General features: G+C 48.7%; 23 protein-coding genes. 3 read left to right on the top strand and 20 right to left on the bottom strand.

What is annotated here, in order from left to right; translation table 11 throughout:
- Positions 1–356 precede the first annotated feature (356 nt).
- From BUB85_RS15270 to BUB85_RS15280, 3 genes are read left to right on the top strand one after another with little or no spacing between them, the layout of a single operon-like run.
- Positions 357–1,118 (top strand): TSUP family transporter, encoded by a 762-nt coding sequence (locus tag BUB85_RS15270; protein ID WP_073112059.1) that lies wholly within the window; start codon positions 357–359, stop codon positions 1,116–1,118.
- A 30-nt stretch (positions 1,119–1,148) separates the two neighbouring features.
- The gene (rfbD, locus tag BUB85_RS15275) at positions 1,149–1,997 is read left to right on the top strand and encodes a dTDP-4-dehydrorhamnose reductase (protein WP_073112061.1); all 849 of its coding nucleotides are present in this window, start codon (positions 1,149–1,151) and stop codon (positions 1,995–1,997) included.
- Positions 1,998–3,350: a dicarboxylate/amino acid:cation symporter gene (locus BUB85_RS15280; RefSeq protein ID WP_073112063.1), complete on the top strand. Its 1,353-nt coding sequence runs from the start codon at positions 1,998–2,000 to the stop codon at positions 3,348–3,350.
- A gap of 81 nt (positions 3,351–3,431) precedes the next feature.
- Here the strand turns inward: BUB85_RS15280 and purD are convergent, their stop codons facing one another.
- The 20 genes from purD to BUB85_RS15375 form a co-directional block, all read right to left on the bottom strand.
- Complete coding sequence (purD, locus tag BUB85_RS15285) at positions 3,432–4,703, bottom strand: phosphoribosylamine--glycine ligase (RefSeq protein ID WP_073112065.1); 1,272 nt, start codon at positions 4,701–4,703, stop codon at positions 3,432–3,434.
- 80 nt (positions 4,704–4,783) lie between these two features.
- Entirely contained in the window at positions 4,784–5,410 is a 627-nt protein-coding gene (gene purN, locus BUB85_RS15290; protein ID WP_073112067.1) for a phosphoribosylglycinamide formyltransferase, read from the bottom strand.
- On the bottom strand, positions 5,404–6,429 hold the full coding sequence (purM, locus tag BUB85_RS15295) for a phosphoribosylformylglycinamidine cyclo-ligase (protein ID WP_073112069.1): 1,026 nt from the start codon (positions 6,427–6,429) through the stop codon (positions 5,404–5,406). The genes purN and purM overlap by 7 nt, the downstream gene beginning before the upstream one ends.
- A 48-nt stretch (positions 6,430–6,477) precedes the next feature.
- A complete protein-coding gene (purE, locus tag BUB85_RS15300; protein ID WP_073112070.1) occupies positions 6,478–6,984 on the bottom strand; it encodes a 5-(carboxyamino)imidazole ribonucleotide mutase in 507 nt (168 codons plus the stop codon).
- Positions 6,985–7,087: 103 nt separating this feature from the next.
- A complete protein-coding gene (locus BUB85_RS15305; protein ID WP_073112107.1) occupies positions 7,088–9,151 on the bottom strand; it encodes an aminopeptidase in 2,064 nt (687 codons plus the stop codon).
- 2 nt (positions 9,152–9,153) lie between these two features.
- Positions 9,154–9,576, bottom strand: a complete 423-nt coding sequence (locus BUB85_RS15310) for a DUF6142 family protein (RefSeq protein WP_242945452.1) — start codon at positions 9,574–9,576, stop codon at positions 9,154–9,156.
- Entirely contained in the window at positions 9,557–10,027 is a 471-nt protein-coding gene (locus BUB85_RS15315) for a VanZ family protein (protein ID WP_073112072.1), read from the bottom strand. The genes BUB85_RS15310 and BUB85_RS15315 overlap by 20 nt, the downstream gene beginning before the upstream one ends.
- Positions 10,028–10,118: 91 nt before the next feature.
- Positions 10,119–10,271, bottom strand: a complete 153-nt coding sequence (locus BUB85_RS21780) for a hypothetical protein (RefSeq protein WP_200803580.1) — start codon at positions 10,269–10,271, stop codon at positions 10,119–10,121.
- A gap of 10 nt (positions 10,272–10,281) precedes the next feature.
- Positions 10,282–10,962: an orotate phosphoribosyltransferase gene (gene pyrE / locus BUB85_RS15320; protein ID WP_073112074.1), complete on the bottom strand. Its 681-nt coding sequence runs from the start codon at positions 10,960–10,962 to the stop codon at positions 10,282–10,284.
- An 11-nt stretch (positions 10,963–10,973) separates the two neighbouring features.
- Entirely contained in the window at positions 10,974–11,816 is an 843-nt protein-coding gene (locus BUB85_RS21545) for a DUF4190 domain-containing protein (RefSeq protein ID WP_073112076.1), read from the bottom strand.
- 38 nt (positions 11,817–11,854) lie between these two features.
- Positions 11,855–12,757, bottom strand: a complete 903-nt coding sequence (locus tag BUB85_RS15330) for a dihydroorotate dehydrogenase (protein WP_073112078.1) — start codon at positions 12,755–12,757, stop codon at positions 11,855–11,857.
- Positions 12,757–13,539, bottom strand: coding sequence for a dihydroorotate dehydrogenase electron transfer subunit (locus BUB85_RS15335; protein ID WP_073112080.1), 783 nt, complete (start codon positions 13,537–13,539; stop codon positions 12,757–12,759). The genes BUB85_RS15330 and BUB85_RS15335 overlap by 1 nt, the downstream gene beginning before the upstream one ends.
- Before the next feature lie 51 nt (positions 13,540–13,590).
- Complete coding sequence (gene pyrF, locus BUB85_RS15340; RefSeq protein ID WP_073112082.1) at positions 13,591–14,517, bottom strand: orotidine-5'-phosphate decarboxylase; 927 nt, start codon at positions 14,515–14,517, stop codon at positions 13,591–13,593.
- A gap of 165 nt (positions 14,518–14,682) precedes the next feature.
- A complete protein-coding gene (locus tag BUB85_RS15345) occupies positions 14,683–15,885 on the bottom strand; it encodes a S41 family peptidase (protein ID WP_073112084.1) in 1,203 nt (400 codons plus the stop codon).
- 57 nt (positions 15,886–15,942) lie between these two features.
- On the bottom strand, positions 15,943–17,106 hold the full coding sequence (locus BUB85_RS15350) for a murein hydrolase activator EnvC family protein (RefSeq protein WP_073112086.1): 1,164 nt from the start codon (positions 17,104–17,106) through the stop codon (positions 15,943–15,945).
- A 9-nt stretch (positions 17,107–17,115) separates the two neighbouring features.
- Positions 17,116–18,066: a permease-like cell division protein FtsX gene (ftsX, locus tag BUB85_RS15355; protein WP_073112088.1), complete on the bottom strand. Its 951-nt coding sequence runs from the start codon at positions 18,064–18,066 to the stop codon at positions 17,116–17,118.
- On the bottom strand, positions 18,056–18,742 hold the full coding sequence (gene ftsE, locus BUB85_RS15360; protein ID WP_073112090.1) for a cell division ATP-binding protein FtsE: 687 nt from the start codon (positions 18,740–18,742) through the stop codon (positions 18,056–18,058). Before ftsE ends, ftsX begins: the two co-directional genes overlap by 11 nt.
- 77 nt (positions 18,743–18,819) lie before the next feature.
- A complete protein-coding gene (locus tag BUB85_RS15365; protein ID WP_073112092.1) occupies positions 18,820–19,908 on the bottom strand; it encodes a PucR family transcriptional regulator in 1,089 nt (362 codons plus the stop codon).
- A 196-nt stretch (positions 19,909–20,104) separates the two neighbouring features.
- The gene (locus BUB85_RS15370) at positions 20,105–20,776 is read right to left on the bottom strand and encodes a WecB/TagA/CpsF family glycosyltransferase (RefSeq protein WP_073112094.1); all 672 of its coding nucleotides are present in this window, start codon (positions 20,774–20,776) and stop codon (positions 20,105–20,107) included.
- Between the two features lie 172 nt (positions 20,777–20,948).
- Entirely contained in the window at positions 20,949–21,170 is a 222-nt protein-coding gene (locus tag BUB85_RS15375) for a small, acid-soluble spore protein, alpha/beta type (RefSeq protein ID WP_073112096.1), read from the bottom strand.
- Between the last annotated feature and the right edge of the window lie 59 nt (positions 21,171–21,229).

The following is a 21,229-nucleotide window of genomic DNA, read 5'->3' on the forward strand; positions in this document are numbered from 1 at the left end:
GGACTGACAGTAACGAATGAAGATGTATCCTACATTTTTAAGTACACAACAATGTACTTGGAATAACAATGTTATTTTAGCACAGGTGGTGGTTAAATGAAAGACGAAATAACTGAATAATCCACATTTTTTTAGGATTGGCTTCGTGGACCTATACGAAGTGCATAACAAAAGGCGTTAACAAGGAAAATGTGGATAAAGTGCTAAAAAGCATAAACAGTAGATGAGGGATAGACATAATTAAATTTATTCCTCAACGCTGGTTCCACCTCACTTTTATTGACAAATACGCAGAAAAACGATAGGATAGTCTAGATTATGTTTAAATAAAGACAATGGAAGAAAGGAATACACCTATGGTTCTCACCGCAAAAACATTTATCATCGTCTGTCCGCTCCTATTCATCGCCGGTCTGGTAGATGCAATTGGAGGAGGCGGAGGGCTGATCTCACTGCCTGCCTACCTGATTGCCGGACTTCCGCCCCACATGGCGATCGCGACAAACAAACTCTCTTCATCCTGTGGAACCGCTCTCGCCACCGCCCGTTTCATCAGAAATGGACTTGTAAACTTTAAGCTGGCGGTCCCTTCCGTCATCATGGCAGTCATCGGCTCCTCCATCGGAGCACACATTTCCCTGCTTATTGACGAGAAAATTATGGTGTACATCCTGTATGTGATTCTTCCGCTCACCGCATTTGTTGTGCTGAACAAAAAACTGTTTCATGATTCCGGGGACGACACTCTGAATCTGGACAGAAGAACTTATCTCACCGCAATGGCTGCCGCATTAATCATTGGAATGTATGATGGATTCTACGGTCCGGGAACCGGTACCTTTCTCATCATCGCTTTCACTGTTTTTGCCAAATTAAGCATCCGGACTGCCAACGCACACACGAAGGTCATTAATCTTACCACCAATCTTACTTCCCTTGTCATCTTTCTCATCAACGGACAGGTGCTGATTCCTCTGGGAATCGCCGCCGCAGTCTGCAATATGGCCGGCGGTTATATCGGCGCCGGTCTGGTTATGAACAACGGCAGTAAAATTGTAAAGCCCAGCATCCTGCTGGTGCTCTTTCTACTGCTCCTGAAAGTATTTGGAGTATACTAATCAATTTTTATCTAAAGGAGGAACCTCAATATGTTAAAAGTATGGATCAACGGAGCCAACGGTCAGTTGGGAACCGCTCTAAATGCAGTGGTGGATCCACTGGAATTTGAAATTTTCAACACGGACAAGGCGGAGCTTGATATCACCGATCTCGATGAGGTCATCAGTTTCGGCAAAATCAACCGCCCCGACATCATCATCAACTGCGCGGCACTTACTAATGTAGATGTCTGCGAGGAAAATCCCGGCGCCGCCTACAATGTAAATGCTCTCGGCGCAAGAAACTTAAGCATCATCGCCGGAGACCTGAATGCCAAACTGGTACAGATTTCCACCGACGATGTCTTCGACGGACGAAGCAGCGAGCCCTATAACGAGTTTGACAAAACCAGCCCACACACCGTCTATGGGCGCTCCAAACTCGCGGCAGAAAATTATGTGAAGGAATTTACCAACAAACACTTTATCATCCGAAGCAACTGGGTATACGGAAGAGGAAACAATTTCGTGCGCGAATTTTTGAAAATGGCCAAGGCCGAAATTCCGATCTCAATCGCTTCTGATCAGTTCGGCTCACCGACCAGTGCCCGGGAGCTCGCCCGATTCATTCTGTATCTTATCCAGGGCAACGAGTACGGCACCTATCACGCGACATGCAGGGGAGTCTGCAGCCGCTATGCATTTGCCAAAGAAATTCTGCGTCTGACCGGTTACAAGACCAGAATCAAGGCAGTCCCTGCCACGGAAGCTCATCTTTCTTCTATCCGCCCGGCCTATGCAGTACTTGATAATTTCATCATCAACATCAAGGGTGAGTATCAGATGCCGCAATGGGAAGACGCACTTGCAGCTTATTTAAAAAATATGGAGGAGAAATAGATGACCAATACGAAAAACACTGTGAAACAAAAGAAAAAGATGGGGCTTACCACGCGGATCTTCATCGGACTGATCGCCGGTGCCATCGCAGGCATCATCCTGAACTATCTGGTTCCGGCAAGCGCCTTCAAGGAGGATTTCATCATCAACGGTGCGCTCTATGTCGTGGGACAGGGCTTCATCCGCCTCATGCAGATGCTCGTTGTACCGCTGGTTTTCTGCTCTCTTGTATGCGGAAGCATGTCCATCGGTGACACGAAAAAACTGGGCAATGTCGGCGTCCGTACTCTGATTTTTTACCTGGTGACCACAGCCCTTGCAATCACCGTTGCACTCTCCATCGCCAACGTGATCAACCCGGGAATCGGTCTTGACATGACCGCTGTGCAGGCCAGTGCTTCGGATGTCAGCACCGCAGAAGCCACAAGCTTCGCAGACACGCTGCTGAACATTATCCCCACCAACATCTTCAACGGGCTGGCGCAGGGAACGATGCTTCAGATCATCTTCTTCGCGCTGGTCGTGGGAATTATTCTCGCCAGACTCGGAGACCGTGTTGATGTTGTCAGCTCTTTCTTCAGCCAGTTCAACGATATCATGATGGAGATGACCATGATGGTCATGGGTGTTGCACCGGTCGGTGTATTCTGTCTGATTGCCAGGACATTTGCCGGAATCGGCTTCAGTGCTTTTATCCCGATGCTCAAGTATATGGGTGCCGTTCTGCTCGCACTCGCCGTACAGTGCCTGATCGTATATCTTGGACTTCTGAAGATCTTCACCGGGCTGAATCCGATCATCTTCATCAAGAATTTCTTCCCGGTCATGGCGTTTGCATTCTCGACGGCAACCTCCAATGCGACGATTCCGCTGTCTATTGATACGCTGGCGGCCAAGATGGGAGTTTCCAAGAAAATTTCGTCCTTCACCATTCCGCTCGGCGCGACCATCAACATGGACGGAACCGCTATCATGCAGGGTGTTGCAGTCGTATTTGCCGCCCAGGCTTACGGTATCCCGCTGACTCTGGTGGATTATCTCACCGTTATCGGAACCGCGACTCTGGCATCCATCGGAACCGCTGGCGTTCCCGGTGTCGGGCTGATCACGCTTACCATGGTGTTCAATTCCGTCGGTCTTCCGGTGGAGGGCATCGCTCTGATCATGGGAATAGACCGTATCCTTGACATGACAAGAACCGCAGTCAACATTACCGGTGATGCCGTTTGTACCACAATCGTCGCACACCAGAACAAGGCGCTGGACCGGGAGGTATTCAACTCTTCCAGAATCAAGAAAGTTCAGCCGCTCACGCAGGATATCGATTCTGATGTGGAGCCGTTTGAGCATTAAAATCAAATTTCTCTGTCAATGAAAAAAACTGCTGTACCGGGCTATCATAGCCGGTACAGCAGTTTTTATTTTCCTGAATTTTTATGCTTCGTCGATGGCCTTTCCGATGTCATGACGCATATATTTGTTATCAAACTGAATCCATTCCGTTGCTGCATACGCGTTCTTTCTCGCCTCTTTCAGGTCTGCACCTTTGGCAGTCACTCCGAGAACACGGCCTCCGTTTGTCACGATCTGATCTCCGTCAAACTTCGTTCCCGCATGGAAGCAGTAATAACCGTCATGCTTTTTGAACTCCTCAAATCCGGTGATTGGAAGTCCCTTTTCGTATGCCTCCGGATATCCGTCCGATGCCAGCACCACACAGACCGCCGCATTGTCTTCAAATTCCAGCTCTATCTGGTCCAGTGTCCCGTCGATACACGCCTCGATCACGTCGATCAGATCTGTTTTCATTCTCGGAAGTACGACCTGCGCCTCTGGATCACCGAAGCGGGCATTGTACTCCAGTACCTTCGGTCCCTCCGATGTCAGCATCAGTCCGAAGAAGATAATTCCCTTGAACTCTCTTCCCTCCGCGCTCATCGCATCAACGGTTGTCTGATATACATATTTATTACAGAACTCCTCAACTTCCCTGGTGTAGAACGGACTTGGAGAGAATGTTCCCATACCGCCTGTGTTCAGCCCCTGATCTCCGTCTTTTGCACGCTTGTGATCCTGTGCAGAGGTCATGGTTCTGATGGTCTTACCGTCCACGAACGACAGTACAGAAACCTCGCGGCCTGTCATAAACTCTTCGACAACCATCGTGTTGCCGGCAGAACCGAATTTTTTGTCCAGCATGATTGACTGCACGCCGGCTTTCGCCTCTTCCAATGTATTGCAGATCAGAACACCTTTCCCGAGCGCAAGTCCGTCCGCCTTCAAAACGATCGGGAATTTTGCTGTCTCAAGGTATTCCAGTGCTTCCTGCGGATCCTCGAAATTCTCGTATCCGGCCGTCGGAATATTGTATTTTTTCATCAGATCCTTGGAAAATGCCTTGGATCCTTCCAGAATCGCCGCATTCTTCCGCGGTCCAAATGCACGGATGCCAACTGCCTCCAGCTCATCGACCAGTCCACCTACCAGAGGATCATCCATGCCGACGATCACCAGATCCACCGACTGTTCTTTTGCGAACGCCACCAGCTTCTCAAACTCCATCGCTCCGATCGGAACACACTCTGCATACTCCGCAATTCCTGCATTTCCCGGCGCACAATACATCTTTTCGACCTTACTGTTTTTTGCCACGCCTGCCGCAATTGCATGCTCTCTTCCGCCACTGCCTACGATTAATACTTTCATGGGATTCTCCTCCTGCTCTCGGCATAAAGCCCCGGCCAAAGCCAGGCCCTGATGCCCTCCATAGTCTTCAAGTTTCTACACTACGCTTCTATCACTGTTTTTCCATCTATTACCTGTATTTTGCCGTTGGCGATCAGGTCGATTGCCTTCGGCAGAATCTTCCACTCAGCCTGTTCCATCACCCTGCGCTGCAGTACCTCCGGGGTGTCCCCGTTCTGTACTTCCACCGCCTTCTGCAGAATGATCGGGCCGGTATCCGTCCCCTCATCCACAAAATGAACCGTTGCTCCGACCACCTTCACTCCGCGTGCCAGTGCCGCCTCGTGCACCTTCAGGCCGTAATATCCTTTTCCGCAGAATGACGGAATCAGAGACGGGTGAATGTTGATCATTCGGTTTCGATACTTTTGGATCATGGCTTCCGGTATTACAACCAGGAATCCGGCCAGAACGATCAGATCCGGCTGCATGTCATCGACCGTCTTCAGAAATTCGGTGTTAAATGCCTCCCGCGACTCATAGTCCTTCGGTGAGATGCACGCGCTGGCAACTCCCGCCTTCTGCGCGCGCTCCAGTGCATATGCATTCTTATTGTTACTGATCACTCCGATGATCTCCGCATTCGTGATGTTCCCTGCCTTCACCGCATCCATGACGGCCTGCAGGTTCGTCCCTCCGCCGGAAACCAGCACAAGTACTCTTAGCATAAGGTTACTCCTTTTTCTCCCGCTTCAATAGAACCCACGATGTATGGAGCCTCGCCTGCTGCCTTGATTGCCTCCATCGTCTGGTCAACGTCTGCAGAATCTACGGCAAGAATCATGCCCAGTCCCATATTGAATGTGTTGTACATGGATTCCTCTGCAATGTCTCCGTCATTTGCAAGCATCTTAAATATTGGAGGAATCGGGTAGCTGTCTTTTTTCACGACTGCGCGCACTCCGTCACAGAGCATACGCGGGATGTTCTCATAGAATCCGCCGCCTGTGATATGGCTGCACGCTTTGATGCGAACGCCCGCTTCTTTGACGCTTCTCAATGCCTTCACGTAAATCTTTGTCGGAGCCAGAAGAGCCTCTCCCAGGGTCCCCCCCAGGCTGTCATAATATGTATCCAATGCTTCTCTCTTCATGTTGAACACTTTTCTGACCAGTGAGAATCCGTTGCTGTGTACACCGGAAGAAGACATTCCGATGAGGACATCTCCTGCCTTCAGCTCTTTCCCTGTGATCAGGTCCTTCTCGTCCACAACACCTACGGCAAATCCCGCAAGGTCGTATTCATCTTCCGGATAGAAGCCCGGCATCTCCGCCGTCTCTCCGCCGATCAGTGCTGCCGCCGACTGCTTACAGCCTTCTGCCACACCGCTCACGATCGTCGCAATCTTCTCCGGTTCATTCTTTCCACATGCAATATAATCCAGGAAGAATAAAGGCTCTCCGCCTGCACATGCAATATCATTCACACACATTGCCACACAGTCGATTCCGATGGTATCATGCTTGTCCAGCGTGAAAGCAAGTTTTAATTTTGTACCAACACCGTCTGTACCTGAAACCAATGTCGGTTTCTCCATGTCTTTAAATTTTTCCATAGAAAATGCGCCGGAAAATCCGCCGATGTTCGTCAGCACTTCCGGTCTCATTGTCTCCTGTACATGCTTTTTCATCAACTCTACTGATTTGTAGCCCGCTTCAATATCTACGCCTGCATTTTTATAATCCATTCTTTTTCTCCTTTTTGTATCCCTTTGATTACATTGCCCTTAAAGTCTTTATTTTGTGTATCCCTTGTATCCCACTTTATCAAGCTTCTCAGCCTTTGCCTGCACAGCCTCTTTCATCTCCTGAGAATGTGCTTTCAGCTTCTCCAGCAGTTCCGGGTCTGAGACTGCCAGCATTCTTGCCGCCAGAATCGCCGCGTTCATTCCGCCGTCGATCGCCACCGTCGCTACCGGTATTCCCGGCGGCATCTGTACGATAGAGTACAGTGCGTCCATTCCGTCCAGATTGCTTCCGGACAACGGTACACCGATGACCGGCATCGGAAAGATCGCCGCACACATGCCCGGCAGATGTGCCGCCATGCCTGCACCTGCGATAATCACTTTAAATCCTTTTTCCTCCGCGCCTTTTGCATACTCAAAAAATACATCCGGCTCGCGATGTGCCGAAATGATCGTCATCTCATAATCGATGCCGAGCTTCTCCAGCATATCTGCCGCTTTACTCATGACCTTCAGGTCTGAGTCACTTCCCATCACAATTCCAACTTTTGCCATCACTACCTCGCTTTCTCCACGCAAAACAGACAGTAAAGCAGATAGTTTCCAATCTGCTCTGCCATTTGTCCATGAACGCCGGGCCGTCTGCCCTGCTCATGATTTATATCGTCTCCAGTTCCTTCAAAGGTTCGTTGAGGTCCTCTGTTCCTTCCAGAACAAAACGACCACTCTTCAATATTATAATCTCTTTTCCCTCTTTTGTCACTACGCATATTTCTTCTAACTCTTCATAAGGTATGGTTATATCTGTATGACACTGGAAATATGCTTTCGTGGGATCCTCCCTTCGCAGAATCGAAATGGAATTGTCCTTCGCAACGATCTCCTTTCCGTTCGGATTATAGACCCGCGTATCCTCGCTCCAGCTGTAACAGGTATCGCCCACCGCAAAATGCGGTCCCATTTTCTCTGCGATCAGAATTGGCATCTTTTCCTCGATTCCGTACTTTTTCGCAGTGACATAGGCTGTAGTGTTCGTGCCGATTGCAAATTCCCCCATCGGAAGTGTTTCATGGCTGTGCAGGATATTATCCCGGATGTAGGCTCTGCCGTCCTCTGGATTTTCAAAATTGCTGCAGCTGTAATCCACAACTTTTCCGTCCCGGAACGTAAGCTTTAAATCCCGGTACTGCAGTTCATTGAGGTAAACTCTGCTGACAAAGAGTACCCCTTCTGTTCCCTCCAGCACTGGCGAGGTAAATACTTCTCCGACCGGAATGTTCACATCTGCCACACAGTTCTCGAAAATCGTTTCTTTTCCGGCATCCTGCAGATGATAGAGCTGCACCTTCAGTTCCGTCTGGTTGTCCCCTTTTCCGAGAATACGGACATACTCCCCCTGATCCAGCGCATCGATGATTTTCTGCTGAACCTGCTCATACTTCGCCGCATCCAGCGTGTTAATCCGGATGACTTCATCAAAGATCGCAGGGTAGTCCGCTCCGATCTCGGGAACCGGATAGGCGATGATCGTAAAGCTGCGCTCTTCGCCCTTAATATACTGGTTTACCAGCTGGCCGGATTTGCTCTCATACATCCGTGACAAATCGCGCTGTTTCTCGGACAGCACCGGTGCCTCTGCCTTTGTCTCCGGTGCAAATGGTTTCTCACCGAAGGTTTCCAACACTGCCGGCCCAGCAAACTGCGCCGCCTGCTCTTTGTGCTTCTCGTAAGTGCTCCTGAGCACATCGAGCCTTCGCTCCACCAGACGTTTATCCAGAAACAGTCCCAAATCGGCCCTGTGATCATACTCATACTGTTTGTTGGCAATGGCACCCAGATACCCGATCTTATACTGCTCCTTTTTCGTGATGACGCTGACCGCTGCCCGGTAAATTGCAGGCTTCAATCCCATTTTCTTAAAGTTTTCGACAGCCGGCCGTATCATACTTTCAAAGCCGAGCGTGTAGCGTATATTGACCACTGACTTTTTGGAGAGATCCTTTCCCGTGACCACAAAGCCCGTCCGGTAGCCTTCTGTATATACATCCGCCATCTTCCTGAGTGTTTCCGGCGAAAGAGTCCTCAGATGTCTTGCCGTCTCCAGTTCATTCTCACTGACATACTCTCCAAAGCGATACAGATAGCGGTCATCTTCCAGATCCGCATTCTGAATGATCTCTGCCGCAAAGCATCCGGCAGGGTCGATCTGCTCCTGTATCCGATCCGCAAGAAACACATCACAGTAATCGCTGACATACCAGTAGAGAATATCCCGGATACCTTTCACTCCCGGCTTCTCCGTCTCTTCAAAAGAGTGGTACACTTCCAGGAACAGTTCGTTGCAGATGGTCAGGTACAACAGCTTCTGCTCATACGCATAGGCAATTTCGCCTCGAATCTCCGTGTATAAAAAAGCGAGAAGCTGTCCGTAATCTGCCGACAGCTCCTTCACTGCATACTCCGGGTTGGCAAAACTCGTCTCGTAGTGCTCCTCCAGAATGTCCTGATACAATGTCCTGTTAATCTCCTGCATTCCGGCCAGCGGCAGCTCATCCCACGCTCCGCTCTCCACCAGCTCCCGCACCTGATCGATCTGTAAAATAAATGCTGCGACATATTCAAAATACGCTTTGTATTCTGTCCCGACACTGTCCTCCGTCCCAATCTCTTTTATGCGCTCAATCGAGAGTGTGTACCGCTCTTTTATCTGCTTTTCATCCATCATTACAATAGTCCTCCTAAAAAAATAGCTGTGAGCCCCAGAACCAGAAGTGCATTGCACGCAATTCCAATCTTGCAGGTTATGTAGTTTTTTTCTCTCTCACGCATCCCCTTGATTGCAGCATGCAGTCCAAAACCCGCCAGAACCAATGCGACAAGACCGAGCGCTCCGATGATCCCCGGTGCCCTTCCGTCCGTAAAGTACGCGATCAGAATCGAGAACAGCAACAGACCGGCTGTCCCTCCTGCGTAGCTGCAGGAAGTAATTCCCATCTTCGAATGCTTTAATTTTGCCTGCCCGAATTTCCGGCTGCCCCGCCTTCTCTTCTCGCGCTCTTTTAAACGTTTTCTCTCTTTACGATTCGCGATTTCACTGTTGACATAATCCCGAATTTTATTTTTTATCTCATTCACCTTTTCCTGCAAAATGCCTTCTCCTTATATATCTGCAAAGTATATATAATCCATGCCCGAGTACACCGCCGAGTGTATTCAGCAACAGATCATCCACATCGAAACATCCTACCCGCATCACAAGCTGAAACACTTCCACGCAGAGGCTTACGCCAAACGAATACACCAGTGTTCCGCCCAGACTCTTGTACTTGCTCGCCATCGGCATAAAGAAGCCAAACGGGATAAAAACAAGGATATTGCCAGCCAAATTCGTGAAAACCGCAAATATTCCCAACGTCTGACGATACTCCATAAACCTTCTGATCTCCGTAAACAGAATCAGGTTATAGCGGTATTCCCCCGCAGGCCCTGTCCGTCCGTACCAATCAGAAAACAGTAGGAAATATACCAGAAATAGTATATATACTATAAAAAGTATCTTCCCTACCGTACGAATCTGTTTTTCTTTTTTTTGTTTCAAACTAATACCCCTTCATTAACCATTCTGCCACAAACAAGTCCCCGCCGTTCAGCGCTCCTCGCGCCGGCAGCGGAGGACTTACCTGATGCAGTTAAAACGTGATTTCATTCTTATTAATCAATAAGCGTGCACCGTGCACGATCGTAATAACTCCGGCCGCTACCCCCACAACCAGCAGCACAACGCCGATTACGATATTGGACGCGCCGGCACCCTGCATCGTCTTAAATGCTTTTTCTCCCATGATTCCCCTCCTATTTTACGCCATACTGCTCATAATATGCATCGATTGCCGCTTTTAATGTGTCATCGATGATCACTTTTCCTTTGTATGGTCTGTTGTACAGGTGCTCTACAACCTCTGCCATTGTGACAATTGCGTTCGTGTCAAAACCATATAGCTCCTTCACCTCTTCGAGCGCACATTTTTCTCCACCCTTGCCGACTTCCATCCGGTCAAGTGATACGATCAGTCCGACAATCTGAACATCTGCTGCACCCTTTACTTTCGGAACCGTCTCTTCCATTGACTTGCCGGATGTCGTAACATCTTCAATCATGATAACACGATCGCCATCCTTAAGCTTACTTCCAAGAAAGCTTCCCTTATCCGCGCCATGATCCTTCTCTTCTTTACGATCTGAGCAATAGCGCACTTCTTTTCCATACAATTCACTGTATGCAATCGCTGTTACAACACCAAGTGGAATCCCCTTATACGCAGGTCCAAATAATACATCAAAGTCATCTCCATATTTGTCATGAATCGCTTTCGCATAATACTCGCCCAGTCTTTTGAGTTGTGAACCGGTAACATATGCCCCGGCGTTCATGAAAAATGGGGATTTTCTTCCACTTTTCAATGTAAACTCTCCAAATTTTAACACATCACTCTCCACCATGAAATCTATAAATTCTTGTTTGTAGCTTCCCATCTTTCTCCTCCTTAATATGTACCATATCCGTTATTCTGATCACTTCCGTATCCGTTCTGACCGCCGCCAAACTGGTCATAGAATTCCTGCCAGTCATCGCTGTCGTAATCATCATAATCGTCTCCGTAGCTATAGTCATCACCCAGCCCCCAACCATCGTGACGGTAGGAATGCGTGGACGTCGAATTGTACATCACCATTGAGACGAGCAGTGCGAACGCGACACAGACCGCCGCGATGATCCCCAGTGCACCGGTGGTGATTCCGGCAATTCCAAAGCCCTTCTTCCGGTTGCTCTTCACGAGGAAATAAATCCCAAGTCCGACTCCAGCCCCGCCACAGACAAGCCCCAGCACGATCGTCCAGCAGAACAACAGCGCTGCGATTCCGCAGGCCAGTGATGCAATTCCGAATCCCAAATACGGAATTTTTTCTTTTGTTTTTGGCTGCTGATTGTATTGCTGCTGGCCATATTGCTGCTGACCGGCTGTCTGCTGACTGTATTGCTGTTGGCCATATTGCTGCTGGCCGGCTGTCTGCTGACTGTATGTCTGTTGGCCATATTGCTGCTGGCCGGCTGTCTGCTGACTGTATGTCTGTTGGCCATACTGCTGCTGGTCGGCTGTCTGCTGACTGTATTTCTGTTGGCCATACTGCTGCTGGTCGTCTGTCTGCTGACTGTATTTCTGTTGGTCATACTGCTGCTGGCCATATTGCGACTGGCCCTGCTGCGGCTGGCTCTGCTGTGGTTGGCTCTGCTGTGGTTGGCCCTGCTGTGGTTGGCCCTGCTGTGGTTGGCCCTGCTGACTCTGTTTCTGTAATTCCGATTCCTGCATATTATTCTGCTCTTCCATCTTTAATACCTCTCTTTTCGGAATCCGTTTTCTGCTGCTTATTTTACCAGACCGATCATCTCGTTTATGGAATCAAAATGATACTGCCTCATGTACGCCTCAATTCCCTCAACAGCCTCAACCGTCGCTGTCGGATTAAAGAAATTCGCAGTTCCGATCGAAACTGCCGTGGCACCTGCCAGTATAAATTCTACCGCGTCCTCCGCTGTGGCGATTCCGCCCATTCCGATAATCGGCAGTTTCACCGCGTTAGCCACCTGATATACCATCCGGACCGCAATTGGTTTGATTGCAGGCCCAGACACACCACCGGTCTTATTCGCCAGCGCGAACGCCTGCTTATGAATATCAATCTTCATCCCCGTCAATGTGTTGATCAGGGACAGGACATCCGCTCCTCCAGCCTCCGCCGCTTTCGCCATCTCCGTGATGTCCGTGACATTCGGGCTGAGCTTCATGATGATCGGCTGTTTTGCGTACTTTTTCACTTCTTTTGTAATCTCTTCCACCGCGGCCGGATTCTGCCCAAAGGCGATTCCTCCCGCCTTGACATTCGGGCAGGAAATGTTAATCTCCAGTAGATCTACATCCTCGCCCGCGAGGCGCTCTACCACCTCACAGTAGTCTTCTTTGGTCCGTCCACAGACATTTACAATGATTTTTGTGTCATACTTTTTCAAAAACGGAATGTCTCTCTCACAGAACAAATCAATTCCCGGATTCTGAAGGCCGATGGCATTCATCATCCCACACTTTGTCTCCGCGATTCGCGGTGTCGGATTCCCCGGCCACGGAACATTCGCCACACCTTTCGTGACCACCGCTCCCAGCCGGCTCAAATCTACAAATTCACTGTATTCCTCCCCGGATCCAAAGGTTCCGGATGCCGTCATGACCGGATTTTTCAGTTCTACACCGGCCAGATTAATCGTTGTGTTCATTACAGTTCCACCTCCGTAGCCAAGAATACCGGTCCGTCCTTACAGACACGTTTGTTGTGCACATTGCTGTGTGCGTCCTTGTCTCTGGACTGACATACACAGCCAAGACACGCACCGACCCCGCAGGCCATCTTCTCCTCGAGGGAGAGATAACACTCGATATCGTGTTCCTGCGCATAGGCCTTGATTGCGCGCAGCATCGGAGTCGGTCCGCACGCATAGATAATGTCAGCCGTAAGCTCATTGGCTGCGACTGCATCCATGACATTGCCCTTTGTCCCCGCACTTCCGTCCTCAGTCGCTACGAAAACAGCCCCATTTTGCCCAAATTCATCCAGCAGAAACTGGGTGTCCCGGTATCCCACCACGATCTGTTTCTCTGCGTCAAGCTGTTTTGCCAGTTCCAGAATCGGAGGGACTCCAATTCCGCCTCCAATCAGAAATGCTTTTCTGCCTTTTCCTGCCTCCAGTGGAAAACCATTTCCCAGAGGTCCCAAAACCTCAATGGTCTCCCCCTGCTTCAGTGCCGCGAACTGTTCCGTTCCTGTATCCGGTCCTGTGACGCGGTATACAACCCGGAGCTGCCCCTTTGCCCTGTCAATCTCACAGATGCTGATGGGCCTTGGAAGCAGCCTGCTTCCATCGTTTGTGTACATGGAAATAAACTGCCCCGGTACTGCATGCTCCGCAATATCTGCGGTCTGCAGCCACAGGCTGTAGATTTCCTCCGCTATGGATTCCTGCGATACCACAGTCACTGATTCTTTATATTTGCCTGCCATATTTATTCTCCTGTATGTTTGTTATTTTATGCTTCGATTCCTGCCGGTCGTCTAACGGTCTGCCAATGCTCCGCCGATGTCGTCGATCATGGCTTTCACTGCCGCCCTCGATGCATCCCCAAAGTTCTCCGGACCGAACTGTGCGTACGCGTCCTGTTTGTACGCCGCTATGATTCCTCTGGAGGAGTTCACGATTGCCCCCAGTCCGTCCTCATTAAAGAAATGTACCAGATCTTTTCCCTGTCCGCCCTGCGCTCCATAGCCCGGAACCAGGATGTACGCCTTCGGCATGATCCTGCGAAGCACCTTTCCCATCTCCGGATAGGTCGCACCGACCACAGCACCGATATAGCTGTACTCGTCGCCCATGCAGTCAGCGCCCCATGCAGCCACCTTCTCGCCGACCAGTTCATAGAGCGGTCTTCCATCGATCAACTGATCCTGGAATTCTCCGCTGGATGGATTGGAGGTCTTCACCAGAATAAAGAGACCTTTTTTCTCCTGTCTGCATACTTCTGTAAATGGATTCACACCGTCAGATCCCAAGTATGGATTTACGGTCGCAAAATCTTCATCGAAAGGCGCGTAGGTTTTACTTCCCACCTGCACCTTCCCCAGATGTCCCACCGCGTAAGCCGCAGATGTTGAGCCGATGTCCCCTCTCTTGATGTCACCGATCACGACCAGATCTTTCTCTCTGCAGTAGTCTACCGTTTTCTTGAAAGCCATAAGTCCTGGGATACCGAACTGCTCATACATTGCAATCTGAGGCTTCACCGCCGGAATCAGATCGCAGGTCTTATCCACGATCTCTTTGTTGAACTGCCAGATTGCCTCCGCAGCCCCCTCCAGAGTCTCGCCATACTCCGCAAATGCCTTTTTCTGCACGTGCTCCGGGATGTAGTTCAGCATCGGATCCAGTCCCACCACAATCGGTGCTCCTGTCTGTTTGATTTTGTTTACCAGTTTGTTAATCATAGCTCTCTCCTCTTTTCTCTATTACTATACTCACAGAATGTGTTGTAAATATGTCTTCTCATAATTAAAGATATTCTACCATAGATGCCTTGAAAATAAAACAAAAGTGCCTTATTTTTTCGCATAAAAAATAGTGACACCTTCGGCATCACTATTTTTAAACATTTATTTTAATTCTTCCTGTATGACTTCCAGAGCCTTGTCAAGCTGGTTATCCGCCTCAGCATTGTTCTCATCCGCCTTATATTCTACCTCGACATCCGGCTCGATTCCCTTTTTGTTGATGCTTCTCCCCTTCGGTGTAAAGTATTCCGCGATGGTGAGTTTGAGATACGTTCCGTCCTTGAGATCCATCAACTGCTGCACAACACCTTTTCCGTAGGTCGTGGTTCCGACAATCTTGCCGATCCCGTAATCCTGAACCGCCCCGGAAAATATCTCAGAAGCGCTCGCACTGTATCCGTCTACCAGCACCGTAAGCGGTTTTGTAAATTCACTGGCTCCGTCGCAGCTGTATTCCTGTCTTTTTCCATCCTTGTCTTCGGTGTAGACGATCAGGCCTTTCGGCAGCAGAAGCCTTAGCATATCGCAGACAGTGGACACATTCCCCCCCGGATTTGACCGCAGATCAATCACCAGTCCCTGCATGTTCTGGTTCTCAAGATCCGTCAGGGCCTCCGCAAACTGATCGTAGGTCACCGTGTCAAATTCTGACACGCGGATGTAACCGATCTGGTTTTCCTTCATCTCGTGGGAGACGGTCTGTGCCTTCACCACATCTCTCGTGGCTGTCAATTCCATCTCTTCCGCCTCATCCCCCCGGTAGACATGCAGCTTCACATCTGTCCCCTGCTCACCCTTGATCCAGGAGACTACCTCGCTCAGATCCTCTTCACCGGTCAGTTCATGATCATCCACCTGGTAGATGATGTCCCCTTCTTTTAGTCCTGCCTTTTCTCCCGGGCAGTCTTTATATACTTGAAGAATCTTTACCAGACCGTTGTCCGCATCCTGCGTCATAACCGCTCCGATCCCACTGTACTCCCCGGTGGTACTCTCGAGAAGATCTTTGGTTGCCGCCTCATCGTAATATACAGAGTACGGGTCATCCAACCCGCTGATGTATCCCTCATATATTCCATTCTGCAGCTCTTCATCGCTCACATCATAGAGATAATATCCATCAATCAGTTCACGCATCTTGTCAATCTTTGTCTCTGTCTTGCTGTTAAGAACTCCTTTGTTGGCTGTTCCTCCCACTCCATGGCAGAGAAACAGCCAGCCGAGCCCTCCCAGCACTATGAACATAGCGAGGGCGCCCACAAGCGCCCCCTTTAAAAATCCTTTATTGTTGTTTTTATTTTCCATCCTATACTTCCATTCATGTCTCTCATGATTCTGTAAAACAAATCACCGGATTCCTGTCTACATAAAATTACGTGGATCTACTGCTACGCCACCGGACTCTGCCTGAAAATGAAGATGCGGTCCTGTGGAATCACCGGTGGAGCCTACCGCTCCGATCTGCTGCCCCCGGCTCACGCTCTGCCCTGCGCTGACGCAGATTGAGCTGTGGTGCATGTATTTTGTCACCAGTCCGTTGCCATGGTCGATGACCACCCAGTTGCCCGCGCTGGACGAATACCCTGCAATCAGCACGGTTCCGTCTGCCGCCGAATAGGTCGGTGTACCTGTTGATGCCGCATAATCCCTGCCCTTGTGGGCCGGATCACTCGGGGAACGGTACTCTCCGAACTCACTGGATATGTAAGAAGCACCCGGGCACGGATTTGTAAACTGACCGTTTCCGCTCACCACGATCGATGAAGATGGTGGTATATAGCTGCTGCCTCCTCCAGATGACGCTGCTTCTGCCGCTGCCTGGGCTGCCGCTGCTTCTGCTGCCGCCTGGGCCTCCGCCTGCGCACGCGCCGCTGCTTCTGCCGCTGCTTTCAGGTCTGCGAGAACCTGGGCATTCGCCCCAATCTGACTCTCCAGATCTGCCAGCTTCACGTTATTGTTGTCCAGAAGCGTCTGTACCTGTGCCTGCTGTCCTGTCAGTTCATCCTGCAGATTCGACAGCTCTTCATATTCTGCCTTCAACGAGTCTTCCTGCGCCTGCACCTCGGCCACCGTATCCTGAAACTGCTTCAGCATATCTCTGTCATAGGCCGAGATCTGGGATACGTACTCTGCCGTGTTCAGGAAATCATTCATATCCTTGGCTTCGACTAATATTTCCAGAAACTGTGTATCGCCGCTTTCGTACATATACTTGATCCGTTTTTTCATACTGGTATACTGGTCGTTCTCGTCAACCTTCGCGGCAATCAGATCATTCTCCGCCTGTGTAATCTCTGTCTTTTTTTCGTCAAGTGCCGCCTGCGTCTGCGTCATCTTTTCCGCAATCAGATTCAGCTGATCCGCCAGAGCATTCTGCTCCGCCTGCGTACTCTGCTTCTGTGACTCGAGCTCATTGGCTTTCTGCTGGGCCTCATCAATCGTTGTCGCACCGACATTCATCACCACAGAAGCGCTCAAAGCAAGACAAAGAACAGCGCTGATTACTCTATTCTTTTGTTTTTTCATCGCACTCTCCTATACTTTCAAATGCTTACGCACTGTAAAGTAGCTGCCCACGAAACCAATACCCACACCGAGAATCAGACCGATTGGAAGCAGTCCCCTGTATACTCTCTGTACAGAAAGAAATGTAATAATATTATTCAGCAGACTGAATTTTGTCATAATGTATTCGATCGCTTTGCTGTATGCAATATACAGGATTCCCAACGGAATCACCGCACCGATAAATCCCATGATCAGCCCCTCGATAACGAACGGGGAACGCACAACAAAATCCTTCGCCCCGATGTATTTCATAATTGCAATCTCTTCCCGGCGCACTGTGATACCCATTGTAACCGTGTTGCTGATCAGGAAGATCGACACCGCAAACAGAATGATGATAATCGCAATGGACACATATCCCACCAATACATTCACGCTGCTCAGAGTCTTTGCCACCACATCTGATTTGTTGACCTTACGGACTCCGTCGAGACTTTCCGCGTATTTTACAAGTTCATTCTGCGTGGAGGACAGCGACTTGTTGTTTACGGAAATGTCTTTGTCCTTCGACTGGTTCTTCATGAAGACCTCGTAGTTGTCTGATCCTGCAAGCGGATTGTCGTTCTTAAATCCTTCTGCAAGCTCCGGGCTGTCTCCGAAATATTTCTTTTTATAGCTTTCCCACGCCTCGTCAGCCGAAACATAATTTACTTTTGACACGTCATCACGCGCCTTCAGCTTCTCACCGATCTCTTTGATCTGTGTCTTTGTCGCATCCTCATCAAACAGTACTGTAATGGCAACACCCTCTTCCGCAGACTTCACAATATACTGGAAATTCAATACAATTGCGAAGAACAAACCAAATAAGAAGATACATGCCGACATGGTTGCGATAGATGCGAGTGAAAACATCTTGTTTCTCCAGATGTTCTTAACTCCCTGTTTTCCTACGTATCCTACTGTACTAATCCTCATTTATATACCCACCTTTTTTTTCATCGCTGACAATAACACCTTGCTTCATCGTAATTACACGCTCATTCATCTCGTTCACGATTTCCTGATTATGCGTAACAACCAAAACAGTGGTACCTCTTTCATTGGCCTCCTTCAACAGACTCATAATCTCCCATGAGTTTGTCGGATCCAGGTTACCTGTCGGCTCATCTGCCAGAAGAATCGCCGGCTCATTGACAATTGCACGTGCGATCGCAACTCTCTGCTGTTCTCCACCAGACAGTTCCTTCGGGAATGACTTATACTTCTGCGCCAGTCCTACCAGGGAAAGTGCCGCCGGTACTTTTTTCTTGATAACACGTGTAGAGGTTTCTGTCACGCGCAGTGCAAATGCAATGTTCTCATAGATATTCCGATCCTTTAACAGACGGAAATCCTGGAACACGACCCCGATTCTTCTTCGGAATTTCGGAATCTGTCTGTGCTTCATTCTGGACAGATTCTGACCGTTTACAATGATCGTTCCCTCTGTGGGCTCCAGTTCTTTCAAGATTAGTTTGATCAGGGTTGACTTGCCCGAACCGCTGTCTCCTACAACAAAAACGAACTCTCCCTGTTCGATTTTGACGGATACTCCGTTCAGGGCAGCATTGCCCTTCGAGTACTCTTTTGTTACATCCTTTAATTCAATCATATGCTCCTCCTTATTGCTTACTACTCCTTCGTACTTTTCAGTACTGCTCTTGCTGTACAGCTGCTTTCCCCGCTGTACTAGTATTCTAATGATTCCATATACTTCATATATTTCACTACCATGAGGGCTATCTTAAACGTGATAGCATCCTCGAATACGCGCAGATCAAGGCCCGTACTCTTTTGTAGCTTATCCAACCGGTATACCAATGTATTCCGGTGAATATATAATTGTCTGGACGTCTCGGATACATTCAGACTGTTCTCAAAAAACTTATTGATCGTCGTCAATGTCTCCTCGTCAAATTCGTCCGGTGATTTTCCTTCGAATATTTCTTTTATGAACATCTTGCATAACGGAATCGGCAGCTGATAGATCAGACGTCCTATTCCAAGCGTACTGTACGCAATGATGTTTTTCTCATTAAAAAAGATCTTGCCCACATCCAATGCAAGCTTAGCCTCTTTATAGGATTTGGATACTTCCTTGATATCGCCCACGATGGTTCCGTACGCAATGTGAAGTTGTTCCTCTGTCGCATTTCTCAGAATATCATACATATCTTTCGATACTTTTTCAAGTTCTTTATATGTATCCTTCTCCGACACTTCCTTCACGACAATGATATTCTTCTCGTCAACCGCTGTGACAAAATCCTTTGTCTTGTTGCCGAGCAGGGTTCTGACATTGTCCAGTGCCGCGTTGTCTTTCTCGTGTATCGTTTCAATAATAAAAATAACACGTCTCACTTCCGTGTCAATATGTAATTTTTTGGCACGGTTATAAATATCTACCAGCAGCAGATTGTCAAGCAGCAGATTTTTTATAAAATTATCCTTGTCAAATCGCTCTTTGTAAGCAACCAGCAGATTCTGAATCTGGAACGCCGCCAGCTTGCCGATCATATAGACATCCTCTGTCTCCCCACTTGCCAGCAGTACGTATTCCATCTGCTGCTCATCAAATATCTTAAAAAACTGGCACCCCTGCAGCACCTGACTCTCGGCCGGCGAAGCGACGAACGCCGTAACCGCACTCTCATAATTGGAGGTCTCCTCCAATGTACTGGCCAACAGCTTTCCCTCCACATCCAACACGCAAAAATCAATTCTCGATATGCTTTTCAATCCTTCGATCGTATTTTGAAGTATCTGATTTGATATCATATTCTCCTTCTCCCTCCACTCAAGTGTACATTTTCCACAAAAAATTATCCTGTCCTCAAAACCTAATGTCACATACTCAGTATATATATTAATGCAAAACGCACAAAAAGGAAAGTAAAATCGCGTTTTTTTATACATTTTTCCAAAATATTCACAGTTTTTTCATCATTTTCCCTTTGGACATTGTAGACAAAATTTATTTTCGCTTCTCTAATTCCACTTGATGCCGGAAGATTCTCTTCACCAGGAAATCATGAAACCGACCCCTTTGGCTGTTCTTTTTATTCTTCATCTGCAGCCCTCTGCCGCATCCAAGCCACAGTTTCGCATTCAGGAGTTCCCGCCCCTGCGCGATAAACAGCTCCTGTCCCGGAACCGCCATCGCAGAGATGACACAATCTGTCTCTGTTCCATTGATTTTATTGATGATCATCTCCACAGTCCCCGTCTCCTCCGCTATCGCCTCTGTCCCCTGTATGACGATTCCACGGTAGTAGTTTTTCAGATAATCGGCGAACTCCTGCGCCTCTTCTTTTGTTTCCCCCAGGATAAATACCTTTTTTTTGTTCTTGTGGAGATATTTGACGAACATCTTCACAAATAGAAGTGTGGAAATCTCCTGCACATAATGCCTGTCTGTAACCCCAGCCGCCGTCAGTATCTCCGGCTCTCCCGGAAATACCAGATCTATGGCTTCGATCGCTTCTTTCAGATTTTCATTCTCCTTGGCCAGAAGCAGGGTATCCATTGCGACAATCTCTATCGTATTGATTGGTTCCCGCTCCATAAAATGCATAGCACAGCGCATGGCATCTTTCGCATTCACCGTGTCGAGCTCTATATCTAAAACTTTGATTGTTTCTCTCATAAACTCACCTGTATCTCTTTCTCAATCTTGTGAGTATAACAAAAAAAAACATATTTTTCAACCCTTATTCTCTTGCGCCGCCGGTTTTGAAGCCGATTCCGAAAGCCGCAGACCTGGTCCACCCCCTGTCTGTCCCGCCTTGAACTCTGTGCATTTTTCTTGATCTGCCTGTTTATTCTTTATCTGTTTCCTGCTCCTGCATTTCTCCGTCTTCCTGTCTGCGCCGCTTTGCAACCAGGCCGCCGATCCGACCGGTTTCCTTGGACGAGAGGGAGCGCCACCCCTCCTTCAGCACCTTATCCAGCAGCCCCAGCTCCTGTGCGATTTCGTATTTTGTCAGATCCTCTTTCTCCATTTCGTCCAGACTGATTGGTTTGTTTCCATTTTTTGTCATCTTTCTTCTCCTTCTTCGAAAATTATTTTCGTTAGGAGTATGCCCAAAAAAGAGACGCA

The sequence above is a fragment of the Hespellia stercorisuis DSM 15480 genome (assembly GCF_900142165.1).
Taxonomy (GTDB): domain Bacteria; phylum Bacillota; class Clostridia; order Lachnospirales; family Lachnospiraceae; genus Hespellia; species Hespellia stercorisuis.